Origin of the sequence: Mixta gaviniae, assembly GCF_002953195.1 — a bacterium.
Taxonomy (GTDB): domain Bacteria; phylum Pseudomonadota; class Gammaproteobacteria; order Enterobacterales; family Enterobacteriaceae; genus Mixta; species Mixta gaviniae.
Window position 1 is genome coordinate 855,621 of the sequence record NZ_CP026377.1, and the last position, 19,301, is coordinate 874,921.

Sequence of the window (19,301 nt, forward strand, 5' to 3'; positions counted from 1 at the left end):
GGCCCGTGGGCCGCTTTCTGCATTACTTGGTCATACGTTTGTACTTGATGCGTTTCGGCTCCAGCGCTTCGGCGCCGAGCGTACGCTTCTTGTACTCTTCGTATTCGGTAAAGTTGCCTTCAAAGAATTCAACTTTGCCTTCATCCTGATAATCGAGGATGTGGGTGGCGATACGGTCAAGGAACCAGCGGTCATGCGAGATCACCATCGCGCAGCCCGGGAACTCCAGCAGGGCGTTTTCCAGCGCGCGCAGGGTTTCGATATCCAGGTCGTTAGTCGGCTCATCGAGCAGCAGCATGTTGCCGCCGACCTGCAGCAGCTTCGCCAGGTGCAGACGACCGCGTTCGCCGCCGGACAGTTCGCCCACGCGTTTGCCCTGATCGACGCCTTTAAAGTTAAAGCGGCCGACATAGGCACGGCTCGGCATCTCGGTGTTGCCGATCTTCATGATATCCAGCCCGCCGGAAACTTCTTCCCAGACGGTTTTGGCATTGTCCATGCTGTCGCGGAACTGGTCGACAGAAGCCAGCTTCACCGTTTCACCCAGGGTGATGGTGCCGCTGTCCGGCTGTTCCTGGCCTGACATCATGCGGAACAGCGTCGATTTACCGGCGCCGTTCGGGCCGATGATGCCGACAATCGCGCCTTTCGGCACTGAGAAGGAGAGATCGTCGATCAGCAGGCGGTCGCCGTACGATTTACGCAGATTGCTCACTTCCACCACTTTGTCGCCGAGGCGCGGGCCTGGTGGAATAAACAGTTCGTTGGTTTCGTTACGTTTCTGGTATTCGGTGCTGTTCAGCTCTTCAAAGCGCGCCAGACGGGCTTTGCCCTTGGACTGACGGCCTTTGGCGCCCTGACGCACCCATTCCAGCTCTTTCTCAATGGATTTGCGGCGTGCCGCTTCCTGAGAGGCTTCCTGCGCCAGGCGCTGATCTTTCTGCTCCAGCCAGGAAGAGTAGTTACCTTCCCACGGAATACCTTCGCCGCGGTCCAGCTCCAGGATCCAGCCCGCAACGTTATCCAGGAAGTAACGGTCGTGGGTGATCGCCACCACGGTGCCTTCGAAATCGTGCAGGAAGCGCTCCAGCCACGCCACGGATTCCGCATCCAGGTGGTTGGTTGGTTCGTCGAGCAGCAGCATGTCCGGTTTTTCCAGCAGCAGACGGCACAGCGCGACGCGGCGGCGCTCACCACCGGAGAGGTTGCTGATTTTGGCATCCCAGTCCGGCAGGCGCAACGCATCGGCGGCACGCTCCAGCTGAACGTTCAGGTTATGGCCGTCGTGCGCCTGGATAATCTCTTCCAGCTTGCCCTGTTCTGCGGCCAGCTTGTCGAAATCCGCTTCCGGCTCGGCGTACAGCGCGTAGACTTCATCCAGACGCTTCAGCGCGCCGACCACTTCGGCCACCGCTTCCTCCACCGATTCACGCACGGTGTGTTCCGGGTTCAGCTGCGGCTCCTGCGGCAGATAGCCGATTTTAATGCCGGGCTGCGGACGCGCTTCACCTTCGATATCTTTATCGATGCCGGCCATAATGCGCAGCAAGGTAGATTTACCCGCGCCGTTTAAGCCCAGTACGCCGATTTTCGCGCCCGGGAAGAAGCTAAGAGAGATGTTCTTAAGAATGTGACGCTTCGGCGGAACGACTTTGCCGACGCGATGCATACTGTAGACGAATTGAGCCACGTGAAATGAGCCTCTTATGGTCTGTGTGGTAATCGGGGCATCATCGCCCGTTCAGAACAGCAAGTTTAGCGGTTTTCCCTGCTTAATCACAGCCGTCATCCCGGCGATTGTTCGCTTTTCGCCGCTGCGATCGCGCGCGGCGTTCAGGGCGTCAGCAGCGTGACGCCCGCCTGCCGCAGATGCTGCGCCAGCGGCTCCGGCGGGGCGCTATCGCTGATCAGCGTATCGAAGCGGGCGAGATCGCCGATGCGTGCCGGCAGCACCTTATTATATTTGCTGCTGTCCGCCAGCAGCAGCGCGCGCTGCGTCCGGGCGATGGCGCGCTGTTTCATCGGCAGTTCGTTAAAGTTGTAGCAGGTGGCGCCCTGCTGCGCATCCAGGCCCGCCGCCGAAATAAAGGCCAGCGTGGGGCAGATCTCATCGAGAATCGAAACGGCGCCGTGCGGGGAAAACACCGCATTATCGGGATGAAATTCGCCGCCGCTGAGGATCACGCGGCACGCCTTTTTCTCTTTTAACGAAAGGAAAGTGTTGATCGCGCAGCAGACGGCGGTAAACGGCAGCGCATCGTCAATCGCATCGATCACCCAGGGCATCGTGGTGCCGCAGTCGAAAAAAACGGTGTCGTCGGGGCTAATCAGGCTGGCCGCCAGCTGCGCCAGCTGCCGCTTTTTATCAACGTTATGCGACTGCTGATCGGAAACGAAATAGTGTTCATGCCCGCCTTTGGCCGCGCTAACGATATAGCCGCCCAGCAGGACCAGACTTGAAGGCTGCTCGTTAAGATCGCGCCGAATGGTCATTTCCGAGACGCCCAGCAGCCGCGCCGCCTCTCTTAAGTGGATTTTATCAATGCGCCTGATCGCCTGCGCCAGTTTACCGATCCGCTCTTCGCGCCGGGTTTCCATGATGCCATTCCCTGTTTGCCTGTTTCTCTTATGTTAACCCTAAAAAACCAGAGCGTCAGCCGCCGTAGCACAGCACAGCGCACGCCTGAGACCGATAAGAAAAGTAAATTTTGTGAAGAACGTGGCACGACGCCAGCGCCCTGGTTAGCATGAAGAATGCCTGGCATTCGGCCGGACCGGTTAACAGTAAAGAGGAGAGCGTGTGGTGACTCACAGGAAGGAGAGATGGCGTTACTGGCTGGCCAGCATTTGCCTGCTGGCCGTTAGCGGCAGCGCACTGGCCGATTCGCTGGATGAACAGCGTAGCCGCTACCAGCAAATTAAACAGGCCTGGGATAATAATCAAATGGACGTGGTGGCACAGCTGATGCCCACCCTGAAGGATTACCCGCTTTACCCCTATCTGGAATACCGCGAACTGTCGCAGCATCTCGATCAGGAAACCGGCCTGGCGGTTAACGACTTTATCAAACGCTATCCCACGCTGCCGCCGGTGCGCACGCTGGCGTCGCGTTTCGTCAACGAGCTGGCGCGTCGCGAAGACTGGCGCGGCCTGCTGGTGTTCAGTCCGGAAGCGCCGACGCCGGTCGCCGCGCGCTGCAACTGGTACTACGCCAAATGGGCTACCGGGCAGCAGCAGGTCGCCTGGGAAGGGGCGAAGAGCATCTGGCTACGCGGCAGTACGCTGCCGACCGCCTGCGATAAGCTCTTTAACGTCTGGCAGGCGGCCGGCGAGCAGACGCCGATCGCCACGCTGGAGCGTATCCGCCTGGCGATGGTGGCGGGTAACAGCAGTCTGGTGAATTTCCTCGCCAAACAGCTGCCCGCCGACTACCAGACCATGGCGACGGCGGTTACGGCGCTGCAGAACGATCCCGCAACAGTGGAAGGGTTCGCGCGCAGCGTCGGGCCGACCGACTTTACCCGTCAGGCAACCTCACTGGCCTTTGCGCGCGTGGCGCGCGCGGATGCGGAAAACGCGCGCGCGATGATCCCGACGCTGGCGCGTCTGCAGCAGATGAGCGAGCAGGAGACCCAAACGCTACGCGAAGCGGTAGCATGGCAGCTGATGAGCCGGGATGTGACCAGCGAGCAGGCGCGCTGGCGCGATAACGTCGTGATGAGCAGCGGTTCAACCTCGTTAATTGAACGTCGCGTGCGCCTGGCGCTGAGCAACAACGACCGACGCGGTTTAAATACCTGGATCGCGCGTCTCGATCCGGAAGCCAAAGAGAAGGATGAGTGGCAGTACTGGCAGGCCGATCTGCTGCTGGAGCGCGGGCGCAAAGAGGAAGCGCAAGAGATACTGCGCAAGCTGATGCAGTCGCGCGGCTTTTATCCGATGGTGGCGGCGCAGCGGCTGGGCGTGAAATATCCGCTGCGGGTCGATGAGGCGCCCCGTCCCGACGCCTCGCTCGACAACGGCACGGAGATCGCCCGTGTGCGCGAACTGATGTATTGGGGCATGGATAATCTGGCACGCTCTGAATGGAGCCGTCTGGTCGCCAGTAAAACCGCTTCGCAGCAGCAGATGCTGGCGCGCTACGCCCTGAACCACGGCTGGTGGGATCTCAGCGTGCAGGCCACCATTACCGGCAAACTGTGGAACCATCTTACCGAGCGCTTCCCGCTGGCCTGGCAGACGCAGTTTAACGAGTACACGCGCGATAAGCGCATTCCGCCGAGCTATGCCATGGCCATCGCGCGTCAGGAGAGCGCGTGGAATCCGAAAGCGCGATCGCCGGTCGGCGCCGCCGGGCTGATGCAGATCATGCCGGCCACCGCCAGCCATACGGTGAAGATGTACAGCATACCAGGCTACGTTAACAGCGGTCAGTTGCTGGATCCGCAGACCAATATTCAGATCGGCACGCAATATCTGGAGTATGTCTATCAGCAGTTCGACCAGAACCGCATCTTCTCTTCCGCCGCCTATAACGCCGGGCCGGGCAGGGTGCGCACCTGGCAGCGCGTCAGCAACGGGCAGCTCGACGCCGTCGCCTTTATCGAGACCATTCCCTTCTCAGAGACGCGCGGCTATGTGAAGAACGTGCTGGCCTATGACGCTTACTACCGTTATTTGCTCGACCAGCCGGATAATATCCTGTCTGACAGCGAGTGGCAGCGCCGCTACTGAATATGCTACTCTTCCGTACTCGCCAATGAGTACGGAAGAATTTCATGACTTCACATTCCCCGATCCCGGTTACCGAACATCCGCAGGATGAAAACTGGCTGCGCTTCGTCAGCCTGCTGGAGCGCGCTTTCCCGCTGGATCTGCAGCTGCCGCTGCTGCAATTGATGATGACGCCGGACGAACGCGAAGCTTTCGGCACCCGCCTGCGCATTATCGAAGAGCTGCTGCGCGGCGAGCTGAGCCAGCGCGAGCTGAAAACCGAACTCGGCGTCGGCATCGCCACCATCACGCGTGGCTCCAACAGCCTGCGCACCGCACCGCCCGCGCTCACCGCCTGGCTGGAAGAGCAGCTGTCGATCAAGAAATAGCGGCAGCTACGCCTGTTTATAGATGGCGTTGTGAAACGGACAGAGCGCCAGCACTAACGCCTGATGATAGACGCTGGTGCGCGTCAACAGGCCCTGAGTAAAGACGCCGATCGCGCCGCCCTGATGTTTGATATTGTCGATGCCGGTCAGACGCGCCATCTCGTCGCCCAGCTCATGTCCGGCATGGATGCCCGCCATCACCGCCGCCGGCAGGGTAAAACTGGCGGAGCGCGATTCGCCGCGCTGATGATGATTCTCTACCACCATCCACGCGAAGGCGTCGTCGCCTTCAATGCCCGCTTCAATCGCAACCCAGAAATCCGCTTCCGGCCGTACCTGACGCGCGTTCATTACGCGATGGCGTGCGCCAGTTCGCGTTTCTGTGTTTGTAAGCGGCTGCGCGGCCACGCCGCTGTCGACCTCGACACCTTCGATATGGCAGGATCCTTCGCCGAATACATCGTTGAAAGCCTGAGAAATGGCGCTAATTTTCGCCGGATTGATGGTAGCAGCAACAACATGGTACATAATTACCTGAACCTTCTACGCAATTTTGACGCAGTATAACGGAAAACACGCATGTTACAGGTCTATCTTGTTCGCCACGGGGAAACGGTGTGGAACGCGGCCAGGCGCATTCAGGGACAGTCTGACAGCGCACTGACTGAAAAAGGAGAGCAGCAGGCTCAGCAGGTCGGGGAGCGGGCAAAATCGCTGGGCATCACTCATGTTATCAGCAGCGATTTGGGGCGTACGCGCCGCACGGCGGAAATTATCGCCGATGCCTGCGGCTGCAGCGTGACGCTGGATCCACGGCTACGCGAGCTGAACATGGGCGTGCTGGAGCGACGCCCCATCGATTCGCTGAGCGAAGAGGAAGAGGGCTGGCGCCGGACGCTGGTGGACGGCACGGAAAACGGCCGCATTCCTGAAGGCGAAAGCATGACCGAGCTGGCGGCGCGAATGCAGCAGGCGCTTAACGCCTGTCTGGATCTGCCGGCCGGCAGCCGTCCGCTGCTGGTGAGCCATGGCATGGCGCTGGGGGTGCTGATCGGCACGCTGCTTGGCCTGCCGGCGCATGCAGAACGCCGGCTGCGGCTGCGCAACTGTTCGATTTCACGCGTCGATCATCAGCAGAGCGCCTGGCTGGCGCCGGGGTGGGTAGTGGAGACGGCGGGCGACGTTTCGCACCTCGATCTGCCTGCGCTGGATGAGCTGCAGCGTTAAGCTAACGGGCCCGCATTAAGCGGGCCGATATTCTTTAGCTGGCGGTGCGGCGAACGATCGGAATCAGGTATTCGCAGCGGATCTCTTTCGGCGGCTCGGCGCGTTTCTTGCCGCCGTGCGTGTAAAAGCGCTCGATATCCTGGCCCTGACGGCGCGTCAGCTGCAGCGTTGGCATACAGGTGCCATACAGCATCAGGATAAAATCCTGCAGCTGGCTGCGCGGCCCCTGATAGTTAAACTGCGCGTAGTCGCCGCCCTCCAGCAGAACGGTCTGCGCCGACTGCATGGTTTTCACCAGCTGTTCAGACGGCACCGCGGTGGTGTAGAGGATCTCCTGCTCGTCATCTTTTTCCTGGCTCGGACGCACCTGATGCAGGCCGTACAACACCGGCGGCACGGTATCGGTCTCCAGCAGGAACTGCTGCCAGAAATGGACGCGCATTTCATCGCGATAGCGGGAGATCTGCTCCAGCGTGCAGGTATAACTCTGGGTCTGTCCCACCAGCAACGTTTCCGGCAGCGTGACGTAGTGCGCCTCCGGCAGCGGCATGTCGTCGAGACGGATCGGCGGACGCAGGCCATACGCATTCCATTCAGAGGCGCGACGATACCAGGCCGGCGTTTGGGTAAACTGCTTTTTAAAGGCGCGGGTAAAAGTCTGCTGTGAGTCGAAGCGGTACTGCAGCGCGATATCGAGAATGGGACGGCTGGTTAGCCGCAGCGCCACTGCCGCTTTTGACAGGCGCCGGGCGCGGATATAGGCACCGATGGCGTGGCCGGTCACCTCTTTGAACATTCTTTGCAGATGCCATTTGGAGTAGCCCGCTTTCGCCGCCACGTTGTCCAGCGACAGCGGCTGATCGAGATGGCTCTCCAGCCAGACAAGCAAATCGCGAATGATACCAGCTTGGTCCATAAAACATCCTCTTGTACTTAGATGGGCGCAGGCAACGCAAAGTCGCGGGATCATAGCACTAAATGCGCAAAAAACGCCGAAGGTTTTACTTGTTAGATTGTGCTATATCCTTGCGGGGCGAGAGCGATAAAATTAGCCGGACTTATGCTTAGCGAGACGTAATCGCTAACGAAACTAATAATATGCAATGGTAACGAGATGATAATAAAAAAACTGTTAATAATTACAATGGCTACGTTATTCACCGCCGGCGCGGCGGCTGAAGAGATCGGCTCGGTGGATACCGTGTTTAAGGTGTTCGGCCCCGATCATAAAATTGTGGTCGAAGCTTTTGACGATCCCGACGTCCAGAATGTCACCTGCTACATCAGCCGGGCGAAAACCGGCGGCATTAAAGGCGGGCTGGGATTAGCGGAAGATACCGCCGATGCGGCGATCTCCTGCCAGCAGGTGGGGCCGGTCACTCTGAGCGATCGTATCGCGCAGGGAAAAGCGCAGGGCGAAACGGTGTTTCGCAAGCGTACCTCGCTACTGTTTAAGAAGCTGCAGGTAGTGCGCTTTTATGACCAAAAACGCAATGCGCTGGTCTATCTTTCCTACTCGGATAAAGTGGTGGAAGGTTCGCCGAAGAATGCGTTGAGCGCCGTGCCGATTATGCCGTGGGGACGGTAAAAGAGAAAACGGCGAGGAGGCTCGCCGTTTGTTTGTTTATTCCTGCAGGTCGCCGCAGAAGCGATAGCCTTCGCCGTGAATAGTGGCGATGATTTCCGGGGTATCCGGCGTCGATTCGAAATGTTTGCGGATGCGACGGATAGTGACGTCAACCGTACGGTCGTGCGGTTTCAGCTCGCGGCCGGTCATTTTCTTCAGCAGGTCGGCGCGGGTCTGGATCTTGCCCGGGTTTTCGCAGAAGTGCAGCATGGCGCGGAACTCGCTGCGCGGCAGCTTATACTGCTCGCCGTTCGGGCTGATCAGCGAGCGGCTGTTGATGTCCAGCTCCCAGCCATTGAACTTATAGCTTTCTACCTGCTTGCGCTCTTCGCTGATGGCGGAGAGATTCATGGTGCGGGAAAGCAGGTTGCGTGCGCGAATGGTTAACTCACGTGGGTTAAACGGCTTAGTGATATAGTCATCGGCGCCGATTTCCAGGCCGAGGATTTTATCCACTTCGTTGTCGCGTCCGGTTAAAAACATCAGCGCGACATTTGCCTGTTCGCGTAGCTCACGCGCCAGTAACAGACCATTTTTACCTGGCAGATTAATGTCCATAATCACCAGATTGATATCGTTATCGGTCAGTACCTGATGCATCTCTGCGCCATCTGTCGCTTCGAACACTTCGTAGCCTTCAGCTTCAAAGATGCTCTTTAGCGTGTTGCGCGTGACTAGTTCATCTTCAACGATAAGAATATGCGGGATCTGCATGAGTTCGCTACCTAAAATTTGCCAACAAAATCGGAAACAGGATGTACTGCGTTAACGCCGCAAAGGATGTTTGCCGGATAACCGAAGTACAGAATTATGTTCTTGATGCACCATCCATCAACGTCAACAACATTGTCAGCTCAGCCATAAGGATGAATCCTGCATGCCCCGGCAGTGCCAAATGGCCGTTATCCTAACTGCATTAACAGCAACATAACAGCGCAGAGTACAACCGATAAGCATTAAAACAACGCTTCGTTGACTTATATCAAATCAAGTGTAGCACGTTAACACTTTTGTGAAAAATGCTCATCAGAATGCCAGCTTAGCTCACAATAATCAGGCTCTACCTCTGGTCTCAGCCTCCTGATAGTGCGTGAAAGTTTACTAAGTTAATTATTAAAATACAATTTTGATTTATAAGACCTTATTTATGATATCCCTTTGTTATTAATGTTTTATCGCATGGAATTGTTTAAAGGCGTTAAAACCAATTTTTACTATCCCTCTGCGCTTAGTTAATTATTTGTTATGTGGTTGATACTGTTATTTAACATGCCGCCGTGTCAGAGTAGCGGCTACGAGTTCGTTTACTTTCAGGGTTTATATGCGTTTTCCGCTTATTCTTGTTTCTCCCGCCCGTCCGGAAAATATTGGTGCCGCCGCACGCGCGATGAAAACTATGGGGTTTTCCGAGCTGCGCATTGTGCAAAGTGACGCCTGGCAGCAGCCTGCGGCGCGCATTGTGGCGCACGGAGCCGGCGAGATCATTGATAATATTCAACATTACCCGTCGCTTTCCGCTGCGCTGGCGGATATCGATTTTTCCGTCGCCACCACCGCGCGCAGCCGCGCGAAATTTCGCTACTACGCCACGCCGCAGCAGGTAGAAACCATCCTGCGTGAAAAACAGCAGTGGGTCAGCAGCATGGCGTTGGTATTTGGCCGCGAGGATAGCGGGCTGACGAATGAAGAGCTGGCACAGGTAGACCTGCTGACCGGCATTCCGATGGCCAACGACTATCCTTCGCTGAATCTGGGGCAGGCGGTAATGGTCTACTGCTATCAGCTTTCGGCGCTGATGCAGGTCGCGCCGACGGCACCGGCACCGGCGGACGGGCAGCAGCTGGATGCCCTGCGTCAGCGGGTCGTGACGCTGCTGGAGCGGCTGAATGTCGCCGACGATGAAAAGCTGGCGGACTGGCTGCAGCAGCGCATCGGCCTGCTGGAACAGCGCGACAGTGCAATGCTGCACCGACTGTTGCACGATATTGAAAAAAATCTTTAGCGGAAAATCTGGTCTGAACGCGCAAATCTGGGCAATGATGCCAGCCTGACGAAAAGAGGGAAAAGATTCGCCAGGCGGGAAGCGGCATTTAAGCTTTCCGCTGTTGCGCGCTTCGGCGCCGGCCGCCGATAAATCCATTGACTTCATCCGGCGATTGCTTTACTTCTGAAAAGCAGACAGACATGGAACAGACAGACAAAAATCACATGCGTACAAACAGCCTGAACACCACCATTATTACAACCACCATTACCACAGGTAACGGTGCGGGCTGACGCATACAGGAAAAAAGAGAAAAAGCCCGCACCCGACAAGGTGCGGGCTTTTTTTTCGGCTTAAATTCAGGAGATTTTCAAACGATGCGAGTGCTGAAATTCGGCGGGACCTCAGTGGCAAATGCGGAACGTTTTCTGCGTGTTGCCGACATACTTGAAAGCAACGCGCAGCAGGGACAGGTCGCCACCGTACTCTCCGCGCCCGCTAAAATCACTAACCACCTGGTGGCGATGATCGAGAAAACCATCAGCGGTCAGGATGCCGTGCCGAATATCAGCGACGCCGAACAGATCTTCGCTGCGCTGCTGCAGGGCCTGCAAAGCGCGCAGCCGGGCTTCGCCTCGGAGCGCATGCAGGCGCTGGTCGATAAAGAGTTCGCGCAGCTGAAACAGACGCTGCACGGCATCAGCCTGCTGGGGCAGTGTCCCGACAGCGTCAATGCGGCCATCATCTGCCGGGGCGAAAAGCTCTCGATTGCGATTATGGAAGCGCTGCTGCAGGCGCGCGGCCATCGCGTCAGCGTTATCGATCCGGTCAGCATGCTACTGGCGCATGGCCACTACCTGGAATCGACGGTCGATATCGCTGAATCGACGCGCCGCATCGCCGCCAGCCATATTCCGGCCGACAGCATGATCCTGATGGCGGGCTTTACCGCCGGCAATGAGCGCGGCGAGCTGGTGGTGCTGGGGCGCAACGGCTCCGACTATTCCGCAGCGGTGCTGGCCGCCTGTTTGCGCGCCGACTGCTGTGAAATCTGGACCGACGTCGACGGCGTCTATACCTGCGATCCGCGCCAGGTGCCGGACGCCCGCCTGCTGAAATCGATGTCCTACCGCGAGGCGATGGAGCTGTCCTACTTCGGCGCCAAGGTACTGCACCCCCGCACCATCGCGCCTATCGCCCAGTTCCAGATCCCCTGCCTGATTAAAAACACCGCCAACCCGCAGGCGCCCGGCACGCTGATCGGCGGCGATGTCAGCGACGATCGCAATCCGGTGAAGGGCATCACCAACCTGAACAGCATGGCGATGTTTAACGTCTCCGGCCCCGGTATGAAGGGGATGATCGGCATGGCGGCGCGTGTCTTTGCCGCCATGTCGCGCGCCGGTATCTCTGTTGTGCTGATCACCCAATCCTCTTCTGAATACAGCATCAGCTTCTGCGTGCCGCAGAACGAGCAGGCGCGCGCGCGCCGCGTGCTGGAAGAGGAGTTTTATCTGGAGCTGAAAAACGGGCTGCTGGAGCCGCTGGATGTGATGGAGCAGCTGGCAATCGTCTCAGTGGTCGGCGACAACATGCGTACTCAACGCGGCATCTCTGCGAAGTTCTTTGCGGCGCTGGCACGCGCCAATATCAATATTGTTGCCATCGCCCAGGGCTCGTCAGAGCGCTCCATCTCAGTGGTGGTGAATAACGATGATGCCACCACCGCGGTGCGCGTGGTGCATCAGATGCTGTTCAATACCGATCAGGTGATTGAAGTGTTCGTGGTCGGCGTCGGCGGCGTCGGCGGCGCGCTGCTGGAGCAGCTGCATCGCCAGCAGGCCTGGCTGAAGAACAAGCATATCGATCTGCGCGTCTGCGGCATCGCCAATTCGAAAGCGCTGCTGACCAATGTCCACGGCATCGATCTCAGCAACTGGCAGGAGGCGCTGCGCGACGCCAGCGAGCCGTTTAACGCAGAGCGCCTGGTCCGTCTGGCGAAGGAGTATCATCTGCTGAATCCGGTGATCGTCGACTGTACTTCAAGCCAGGCGGTCGCCGATCAGTATGCCGGTTTCCTGGCGGAAGGCTTCCATATCGTGACGCCAAATAAAAAGGCCAATACCTCTTCCTGGAACTACTATCAGCAGTTGCGCGCGGCGGCAGCGAAGTCGCGCCGCAAATTCCTCTATGACACCAACGTCGGCGCCGGGCTGCCGGTGATTGAAAACCTGCAAAACCTGCTGAACGCCGGCGATGAGCTGATCAGCTTCTCCGGTATTCTTTCCGGCTCGCTCTCCTTTATTTTCGGCAAGCTGGATGAAGGCGTATCGCTGTCGGAAGCGACGAGGCTGGCGCGCGACATGGGCTTTACCGAGCCGGATCCGCGCGACGATCTGTCAGGTATGGATGTGGCGCGTAAGTTACTGATCCTGGCGCGTGAGGCGGGCCATCAGCTGGAGCTGAGCGATATCGATATCGAACCGCTGCTGCCACCGGCATTCACCGCTATCGCCGATGTCGATACCTTTATGCAGCGTCTGCCGGAGCTGGACGATGCGTTCGCCAGCCGCGTGCAGGCCGCGCGCGAGGCGGGCAAAGTGCTGCGCTTTGTCGGCGCAATAGAAGAGGGCGGCCGCTGCCGCGTGAAGATCGACGCGGTCGACGGCAATGATCCGCTGTATAAAGTGAAAAACGGCGAGAACGCGCTGGCGTTTTACAGCCGCTACTACCAGCCGATTCCGCTGGTGCTGCGCGGTTACGGCGCCGGCAATGACGTCACCGCCGCCGGGGTGTTCGCCGATCTGCTGCGCACGCTGTCATGGAAGTTAGGAGTTTAACATGGTGAAAATTTACGCGCCGGCCTCAATCGGCAACGTCAGCGTCGGCTTTGACGTACTGGGCGCGGCGGTGTCGCCGCTGGATGGCTCGCTGCTGGGCGACTGCGTCACCGTTGAGGCGGCGGAGAGCTTCAGCCTGGAGAATCAGGGCCGTTTTGTCAGCAAGCTGCCGGCGAACAGGGAAGAGAATATCGTTTACCAGTGCTGGACGCGCTTTTGCGAAGCTATCGGCAAAACCGTGCCGGTGCGCATGACGCTGGAGAAAAACATGCCGATAGGCTCCGGCCTGGGCTCCAGCGCCTGCTCCGTGGTAGCGGGCCTGATGGCGATGAACGAATTTTGCGGCAGGCCGCTGGATGACAACCAGCTGCTGGCGCTGATGGGCGAGCTGGAAGGGCGCATTTCCGGCAGCGTACACTACGATAACGTGGCGCCCTGTTTCCTGGGCGGTCTGCAGCTGATGCTGGAAGAGAACGGCATCATCAGCCAGGCGGTGCCCTGTTTTGATGACTGGCTGTGGGTAATGGCCTATCCCGGCATTAAGGTTTCTACCGCCGAGGCGCGGGCGATCCTGCCGGCGCAGTATCGCAAAGAGGATTGTATTAAGCACGGGCGCTACCTGGCGGGCTTTATTCACGCCTGTCATACCGCCCAGCCGCAGCTGGCGGCGAAACTGATGCGCGATGTGATTGCTGAGCCGTACCGCACCAGGCTGCTGCCGGGCTTCGCCGAAGCGCGCCAGGCGGCGCAGGATATCGGCGCGCTCGCCTGCGGCATTTCCGGGTCCGGTCCGACGCTGTTTGCGGTCTGCGATAACCGCGACACGGCGCAGCGAATGGCAGACTGGCTGCAGCAACACTATCTGCAAAATGATGAAGGCTTCGTCCATATTTGCCGTGCCGACACGGCGGGCGCACGAAAACTGGGATAACGCATGAAACTCTACAATCTTAAGGATCATAACGAACAGGTTAGTTTCGCGCAGGCGGTGAAGCAGGGCCTGGGCAAGCAGCAGGGGCTGTTCTTTCCGCTGGAGCTGCCGGAATTTGAGCTGACCGATATCGACGCCATGCTGGAGATGGATTTCGTCACCCGCAGCAGCAAGATCCTTTCCGCCTATATCGGCGACGAGATCCCTGCGCATCAGCTGGCGGAGCGGGTAAAGGCAGCGTTCGCGTTTCCGGCGCCGGTGGCGCAGGTCACGGAAGATATCGCCTGTCTGGAGCTGTTCCACGGCCCGACGCTGGCGTTTAAAGATTTCGGCGGCCGTTTTATGGCGCAGATGCTCTCCTATATCAGCGGCTCCGATGAGCAGCTCACCATCCTGACGGCGACCTCCGGCGATACCGGCGCGGCGGTCGCTCACGCATTTTACGGCATGGAAAACGTGCGCGTGGTGATCCTCTATCCGCAGGGCAAAATCAGCCCGCTGCAGGAGAAGCTGTTCTGTACGCTGGGCGGCAATATCCACACCCTTGCCATCGACGGCGATTTCGATGCCTGTCAGGCGCTGGTAAAGCAGGCGTTTGACGACGAAGAGCTGAAAAAAGCGATCGGCCTTAACTCGGCGAACTCCATTAACATCAGCCGCCTGCTGGCGCAGATCTGCTACTACTTCGAGGCGGTAGCGCAGCTGCCGCAGGAGAAACGCAATCAGCTGGTGATCTCGGTGCCGAGCGGCAACTTCGGCGATCTGACGGCGGGCCTGCTGGCGAAATCGCTGGGGCTGCCGGTGAAGCGCTTTATCGCCGCCACCAACCGCAACGATACGGTGCCGCGTTTTCTCGCCAGCGGCGCCTGGCAGCCGAATACCACCGTTTCTACGCTGTCGAACGCGATGGATGTCAGCCAGCCGAACAACTGGCCGCGCGTCGAGGAGCTGTTCCGCCGCAAAACCTGGCGCCTGAGCGATCTCGGTTTTGGCGCGGTGGATGATGAGACCACCCGCGGCGCGATGCGTGAACTGGCGCAGCTGGGCTATGTTTCTGAGCCGCACGCCGCCATCGCCTGGCATATGCTGCGCGAGCAGCTGCAGCCGGGTGAATATGGCCTGTTCCTCGGCACCGCGCATCCGGCGAAGTTTAAGGAGAGCGTTGAAGCGATCCTGCAGCAGACGCTGCCGCTGCCGCCGGAGCTGGCAGAGCGCGCCGGGTTGCCGCTGCTGTCGCATGAGATGAAGCCGGATTTCGCCGAGCTGCGCTTTTTCTTAACGCAGCTGTAACCGGTATCCGCAATAAAAAAGCCGCCTCCGGGGCGGCTTTTTGTTATCCGGCGCTTACGCCTGTTCGTGGCGCTTAAATACCAGTTCATCGCCGCGGCTGCCCGCCGCATCGAAGAAATAGCCTTCCAGATTGAATTCAGTCAGCTGTCGTGCGTCGCTCAGGCGATTTTCGATGATATAGCGGCACATCAGGCCGCGCGCCTTCTTGGCGTAGAAGCTAATGACTTTGAACTTGCCGTTTTTCTCGTCGAGGAACACGGGCTTAATAATCCGGCCGTTGATCTTTTTCGGCTGTACGGCGCGGAAGTATTCGTCGGAGGCGAGGTTGATCAACAGATCGTCGCCCTGCGCCGCCAGCGCGGCGTTCAGCGTTTGCGTCAGGGTTTCGCCCCAGAAGCTGTAGAGATCTTTCCCCGCCGGGTTTGGCAGCCGGGTGCCCATCTCCAGACGGTAGGGCTGCATCAGATCCAACGGGCGCAGCACGCCATAAAGCCCTGACAGCATGCGCAGGTGCTGCTGGGCGAAATCGAAATCCGCCTCGCTAAATCGCTCTGCCTGCAGGCCGGTATAAACATCGCCTTTAAACGCCAGAATCGCCTGGCGCGCGTTTTCCGACGTAAAGTGCGGGTGCCAGTCGTTGAAACGTTCGGCGTTCAGCAGCGCCAGCTTATCACTAATACTCATCAGCGAGGCGATATCGGCGGGCGTCAGCGTGCGCGCTACCGCGACCAGTTCTTGTGATTTTTCTAACAGCGCGGGCTGCGTATAGCGCTGCGTGGCCAGCGGCGTGGCGTAGTCAAGCGTCTTGGCTGGCGATATGACCATCAACATAGGGAATTCCTTAGCGTAACCCGCAGGTTCTGTTCTCTTTTCTCGGTTCTCGCCGCCGATGTTAACAAAAAAGCGTCGCGCTCAGGCAAATCATTACTATCGGTCAGGCCTGTGCGATTCGCATCATCCGCGCATTGCGCGTCGGATTGCGCATGATATTATCGCAACAGACTTTTACCCCTGACAGTGACATATCAAGAGAACCCATCATGACGGATAAACTTACTTCTTTGCGTCAGCTGACAACTGTCGTTGCCGACACCGGCGATATCGCAGCAATGAAGCTGTACCAGCCGCAGGACGCCACCACCAACCCTTCTCTGATTCTCAACGCCGCGCAGATCCCGGAATACCGCAAGCTGATCGATGAAGCTATCAGCTGGGCGCGTCAGCAGAGCAGCAATAAAGAAGAACAAATTCAGTACGCCTCTGACAAGCTGGCGGTAAATATCGGTCTGGAAATTCTGAAGCTGATCCCGGGCCGCATCTCCACCGAAGTGGATGCTCGTCTCTCTTACGATACCGAAGCGAGCATCGCCAAAGCGCGCAGCCTGATTAAGCTCTATAACGACGCCGGCATCAGCAACGACCGCATCCTGATTAAACTCGCCTCCACCTGGCAGGGCATCCGCGCCGCTGAGCAGCTGGAAAAAGAGGGCATCAACTGTAACCTGACGCTGCTGTTCTCCTTCGCGCAGGCGCGCGCCTGCGCCGAAGCGGGCGTTTACCTGATCTCTCCGTTCGTTGGCCGTATCCTCGATTGGTATAAAGCCAATACCGACAAAAAAGAGTACGCGCCGCACGAAGATCCGGGCGTGGTTTCCGTTAGCGAAATCTATGAGTACTACAAACAGCACGGCTACGAGACCGTGGTGATGGGCGCCAGCTTCCGCAACGTCGGCGAAATTCTGGAACTGGCCGGCTGTGACCGTCTGACCATCTCTCCGTCTCTGCTGAAAGAGCTGGCCGAGAGCGAAGGCAGCGTTGAGCGTAAACTCTCTTTCAGCGGCGAAGTCAAAGCGCGTCCGGCGAAAATGACCGAAGCGGAATTCCTGTGGCAGCATAACCAGGACCCGATGGCGGTAGACAAACTGGCGCAGGGCATCCGCAACTTTGCGGTTGACCAGGGCAAGCTGGAAAAAATGATCGCAGATCTGCTGTAATCATCCTCTGCCGCAGCCGACGCATCGGCTGCGGCAGCGCAGGCATCTTTTCTCTCCCTGTAGTATCCTTGGCGACAATCTCAAACCCTTACCGATCGCGCTGCGGCGGTACCTCTCATGAATAACATTATGAATACGTTACGCATTGGACTTATTTCCGTTTCAGATCGCGCCGCTAACGGCATTTATCAGGATCAGGGCATTCCGGCGCTGGAAAGCTGGCTCGCCTCGGCGCTGACCACCCCCTTTGTTATCGAGACGCGCCTGGTGCCGGATGAGCAGCCGCTGATCGAGGAAGCGCTCTGCGAGCTGGTGGATGAGCGGTTCTGCCATCTGGTGCTGACCACCGGCGGCACCGGGCCGGCGCGCCGCGACGTGACGCCGGACGCGACGCTGGCCGTCGCCGATCGGGTGATGCCGGGCTTCGGTGAGCAGATGCGCCAGATCAGCCTGCGCTTTGTGCCGACGGCGATTCTGTCGCGCCAGACCGGTGTGATCCGTAAACAGTCGCTGATCCTGAATCTGCCGGGCCAGCCGAAATCGATCAAAGAGACGCTGGAAGGGCTGAAAGATGAGCAGGGCGCGACGCTGGTGCCCGGCATTTTCGCCAGCGTGCCATATTGCATTCAGCTGCTGGAAGGCCCTTATATTGAAACGGATCCGCAGGTAGTAGCAGCTTTTCGCCCGAAAAGCGCCCGACGTGATACAAACGCCTGAAAATCCGCTTTTTCAGGCATAAGATCCAGCGCCGCTGGTGTCGAGAAAAGTTGACGTTATAGTAACGGGAGTTTTACAGCTAAACGCCAACTTTTTCTCGCCTCTGGATGCGTACGCCATGCTGGATAACCCACAGACTCGCCGACTCAACCGGCAAGATTATAAGACGCTGTCGCTGGCCGCTCTGGGCGGCGCGCTTGAATTCTACGATTTTATTATCTTCGTTTTCTTCGCGGCGGCGATCGGCGAGCTGTTCTTTCCACCCGATATTCCTGACTGGCTGCGTCAGCTACAAACCTTTGGCATTTTCGCCGCCGGCTATCTGGCGCGCCCGTTGGGCGGCATGGTGATGGCGCACTTTGGCGATCGGGGAGGGCGCAAAAAAATGTTCAGCCTGAGCATTCTGTTGATGGCGCTGCCGACGCTGGCGATAGGCATGTTGCCCGATTACCATGCTATCGGCATGGCGGCGCCGCTACTGCTTTTGCTGATGCGCATGCTGCAGGGCGCCGCCATCGGCGGCGAAGTGCCGGGCGCCTGGGTTTTCGTCGCGGAGCATGTGCCGGAAAAGCGCATCGGTATCGCCTGCGGCACGCTGACCGCCGGGTTGACCGCCGGCATTCTGCTGGGATCGCTTGTCGCCACCCTGATCAATGCCACGCTTTCGCCTGCGGCCATCGCCGCCGGCGGCTGGCGTATTCCTTTCTTTATCGGCGGCGCCTTTGGTCTGGCGGCGATGTACCTGCGCCGCTGGCTGCAGGAAACCCCGGTATTTCAGCAGATGCAGGCGCGCAAGGCGCTCTCTGAGGCGCTGCCGCTGCGCCGCGTTTTTCAACATCACAAACGCGCCGTGGCGCTCTCTATGTTGCTGACCTGGCTGCTCTCCGCCTGCATTGTCGTGGTCATTTTGATGGCGCCCGCGCTGCTGCAAAAGCAGCATGGCCTGTCCGCTGCGCTGACGCTGCAGGCTAACAGCCTGGCCACCGTGATGCTGCTGCTGGGCTGCATTCTCTTTGGGCTGCTGGCTGACAGGCTGGGCGCCGCGCGCGTGCTGATTGGCGGCTCTTTGCTGCTGGCGTTGTGCAGCTGGCTGTTCTTTACCCATGCCGCCGATTCAGTCACGGCGCTGTTTGTCACCTATGCGGCGGCGGGGCTGAGCGTCGGCGTGGTCGGCGTGGTGCCTTTCGTGATGGTGCGCGCGTTCCCGGCGGCGATACGCTTTAGCGGCATCTCCTTTTCCTACAACATCGCCTACGCCGTTTTCGGCGGTCTGACGCCGATTTGCGTGACCTTGATGATGACCCTGACGCCGCTGGCGCCCGCCTGGTATGTGCTGGCACTCGCCGCTATCGGCCTGCTGCTCGGCCTCTGGCTTAAACGTGACGCTGGCGGCGAACCCCTCGGCGAACGCGCCGATATCTGCGGCTGAAAACGGCCCTGTCGCGTTGGGCGGGGCCAGCCGCTTTCCCCGCCGCGCGGCAGACGGCGATTTCTGCGGCAAAAGCGAATTTTTTTTCTTTTGGCCCTTGATGCCGTCCGGGATGGCCCCATCTTATTTGGCATCCGAGGTTATGTGCCCGGAAAAAAA

18 protein-coding genes and 1 other annotated feature are annotated in these 19,301 nt (G+C 58.7%); of the genes, 12 read left to right on the forward strand and 6 right to left on the reverse strand.

Translation table 11 applies throughout. The annotated features are described in order from the left end of the window. Positions 1 to 22: 22 nt before the first annotated feature. Entirely contained in the window at positions 23 to 1,690 is a 1,668-nt protein-coding gene (gene ettA, locus C2E15_RS03960; protein ID WP_104956215.1) for an energy-dependent translational throttle protein EttA, read from the reverse strand. A gap of 143 nt (positions 1,691 to 1,833) precedes the next feature. Then, positions 1,834 to 2,598, reverse strand: a complete 765-nt coding sequence (gene deoR / locus C2E15_RS03965) for a DNA-binding transcriptional repressor DeoR (RefSeq protein WP_104956216.1) — start codon at positions 2,596 to 2,598, stop codon at positions 1,834 to 1,836. 202 nt (positions 2,599 to 2,800) lie between these two features. Between deoR and sltY the strand changes: the two genes are divergently transcribed. Both sltY and trpR read left to right on the forward strand, forming a co-directional pair. Beyond that, on the forward strand, positions 2,801 to 4,735 hold the full coding sequence (sltY, locus tag C2E15_RS03970; RefSeq protein ID WP_104956217.1) for a murein transglycosylase: 1,935 nt from the start codon (positions 2,801 to 2,803) through the stop codon (positions 4,733 to 4,735). Positions 4,736 to 4,779: 44 nt separating this feature from the next. Further along, entirely contained in the window at positions 4,780 to 5,103 is a 324-nt protein-coding gene (gene trpR / locus C2E15_RS03975; protein WP_104956218.1) for a trp operon repressor, read from the forward strand. A gap of 6 nt (positions 5,104 to 5,109) precedes the next feature. Here trpR and yjjX read toward each other — a convergent pair whose 3' ends face one another. Next, the gene (gene yjjX / locus C2E15_RS03980) at positions 5,110 to 5,631 is read right to left on the reverse strand and encodes an inosine/xanthosine triphosphatase (protein WP_104956219.1); all 522 of its coding nucleotides are present in this window, start codon (positions 5,629 to 5,631) and stop codon (positions 5,110 to 5,112) included. 51 nt (positions 5,632 to 5,682) lie between these two features. Between yjjX and gpmB the strand changes: the two genes are divergently transcribed. After that, the gene (gene gpmB / locus C2E15_RS03985; RefSeq protein ID WP_104956220.1) at positions 5,683 to 6,330 is read left to right on the forward strand and encodes a 2,3-diphosphoglycerate-dependent phosphoglycerate mutase GpmB; all 648 of its coding nucleotides are present in this window, start codon (positions 5,683 to 5,685) and stop codon (positions 6,328 to 6,330) included. Between the two features lie 34 nt (positions 6,331 to 6,364). Here the strand turns inward: gpmB and robA are convergent, their stop codons facing one another. Then, positions 6,365 to 7,246: an MDR efflux pump AcrAB transcriptional activator RobA gene (gene robA / locus C2E15_RS03990; RefSeq protein WP_104956221.1), complete on the reverse strand. Its 882-nt coding sequence runs from the start codon at positions 7,244 to 7,246 to the stop codon at positions 6,365 to 6,367. Positions 7,247 to 7,444: 198 nt separating this feature from the next. Between robA and creA the strand changes: the two genes are divergently transcribed. Then, positions 7,445 to 7,918 (forward strand): protein CreA, encoded by a 474-nt coding sequence (gene creA, locus C2E15_RS03995; RefSeq protein WP_104956222.1) that lies wholly within the window; start codon positions 7,445 to 7,447, stop codon positions 7,916 to 7,918. Between the two features lie 36 nt (positions 7,919 to 7,954). Here the strand turns inward: creA and arcA are convergent, their stop codons facing one another. Next, on the reverse strand, positions 7,955 to 8,671 hold the full coding sequence (gene arcA / locus C2E15_RS04000; protein WP_104956223.1) for a two-component system response regulator ArcA: 717 nt from the start codon (positions 8,669 to 8,671) through the stop codon (positions 7,955 to 7,957). A 607-nt stretch (positions 8,672 to 9,278) separates the two neighbouring features. Between arcA and C2E15_RS04005 the strand changes: the two genes are divergently transcribed. From C2E15_RS04005 to thrC, 5 genes are all read left to right on the forward strand, one after another. Continuing rightward, positions 9,279 to 9,959: a tRNA/rRNA methyltransferase gene (locus C2E15_RS04005; RefSeq protein ID WP_104956224.1), complete on the forward strand. Its 681-nt coding sequence runs from the start codon at positions 9,279 to 9,281 to the stop codon at positions 9,957 to 9,959. Between the two features lie 206 nt (positions 9,960 to 10,165). Next, the gene (thrL, locus tag C2E15_RS04010) at positions 10,166 to 10,234 is read left to right on the forward strand and encodes a thr operon leader peptide (protein ID WP_103059984.1); all 69 of its coding nucleotides are present in this window, start codon (positions 10,166 to 10,168) and stop codon (positions 10,232 to 10,234) included. Further along, positions 10,173 to 10,291: a sequence feature (Thr leader region), on the forward strand. Its footprint overlaps the gene before it by 62 nt. 27 nt (positions 10,292 to 10,318) lie before the next feature. Beyond that, positions 10,319 to 12,781 carry a bifunctional aspartate kinase/homoserine dehydrogenase I gene (thrA, locus tag C2E15_RS04015; protein ID WP_104956225.1) on the forward strand — a complete coding sequence of 821 codons (2,463 nt, stop codon included), beginning with the start codon at positions 10,319 to 10,321 and terminating at the stop codon, positions 12,779 to 12,781. 1 nt (position 12,782) lies between these two features. Further along, the gene (gene thrB, locus C2E15_RS04020) at positions 12,783 to 13,712 is read left to right on the forward strand and encodes a homoserine kinase (RefSeq protein ID WP_104956226.1); all 930 of its coding nucleotides are present in this window, start codon (positions 12,783 to 12,785) and stop codon (positions 13,710 to 13,712) included. 3 nt (positions 13,713 to 13,715) lie between these two features. Beyond that, positions 13,716 to 15,002: a threonine synthase gene (gene thrC / locus C2E15_RS04025; protein WP_104956227.1), complete on the forward strand. Its 1,287-nt coding sequence runs from the start codon at positions 13,716 to 13,718 to the stop codon at positions 15,000 to 15,002. Between the two features lie 54 nt (positions 15,003 to 15,056). Here the strand turns inward: thrC and yaaA are convergent, their stop codons facing one another. After that, positions 15,057 to 15,833, reverse strand: coding sequence for a peroxide stress protein YaaA (yaaA, locus tag C2E15_RS04030; protein ID WP_104956228.1), 777 nt, complete (start codon positions 15,831 to 15,833; stop codon positions 15,057 to 15,059). 209 nt (positions 15,834 to 16,042) lie between these two features. Between yaaA and tal the strand changes: the two genes are divergently transcribed. From tal to C2E15_RS04045, 3 genes are all read left to right on the forward strand, one after another. Then, positions 16,043 to 16,996: a transaldolase gene (gene tal / locus C2E15_RS04035; RefSeq protein WP_104956229.1), complete on the forward strand. Its 954-nt coding sequence runs from the start codon at positions 16,043 to 16,045 to the stop codon at positions 16,994 to 16,996. A 129-nt stretch (positions 16,997 to 17,125) separates the two neighbouring features. Beyond that, positions 17,126 to 17,713: a molybdopterin adenylyltransferase gene (gene mog, locus C2E15_RS04040; RefSeq protein WP_104959072.1), complete on the forward strand. Its 588-nt coding sequence runs from the start codon at positions 17,126 to 17,128 to the stop codon at positions 17,711 to 17,713. 118 nt (positions 17,714 to 17,831) lie between these two features. After that, positions 17,832 to 19,142, forward strand: coding sequence for an MFS transporter (locus C2E15_RS04045; protein WP_174705687.1), 1,311 nt, complete (start codon positions 17,832 to 17,834; stop codon positions 19,140 to 19,142). Positions 19,143 to 19,301 lie beyond the last annotated feature (159 nt).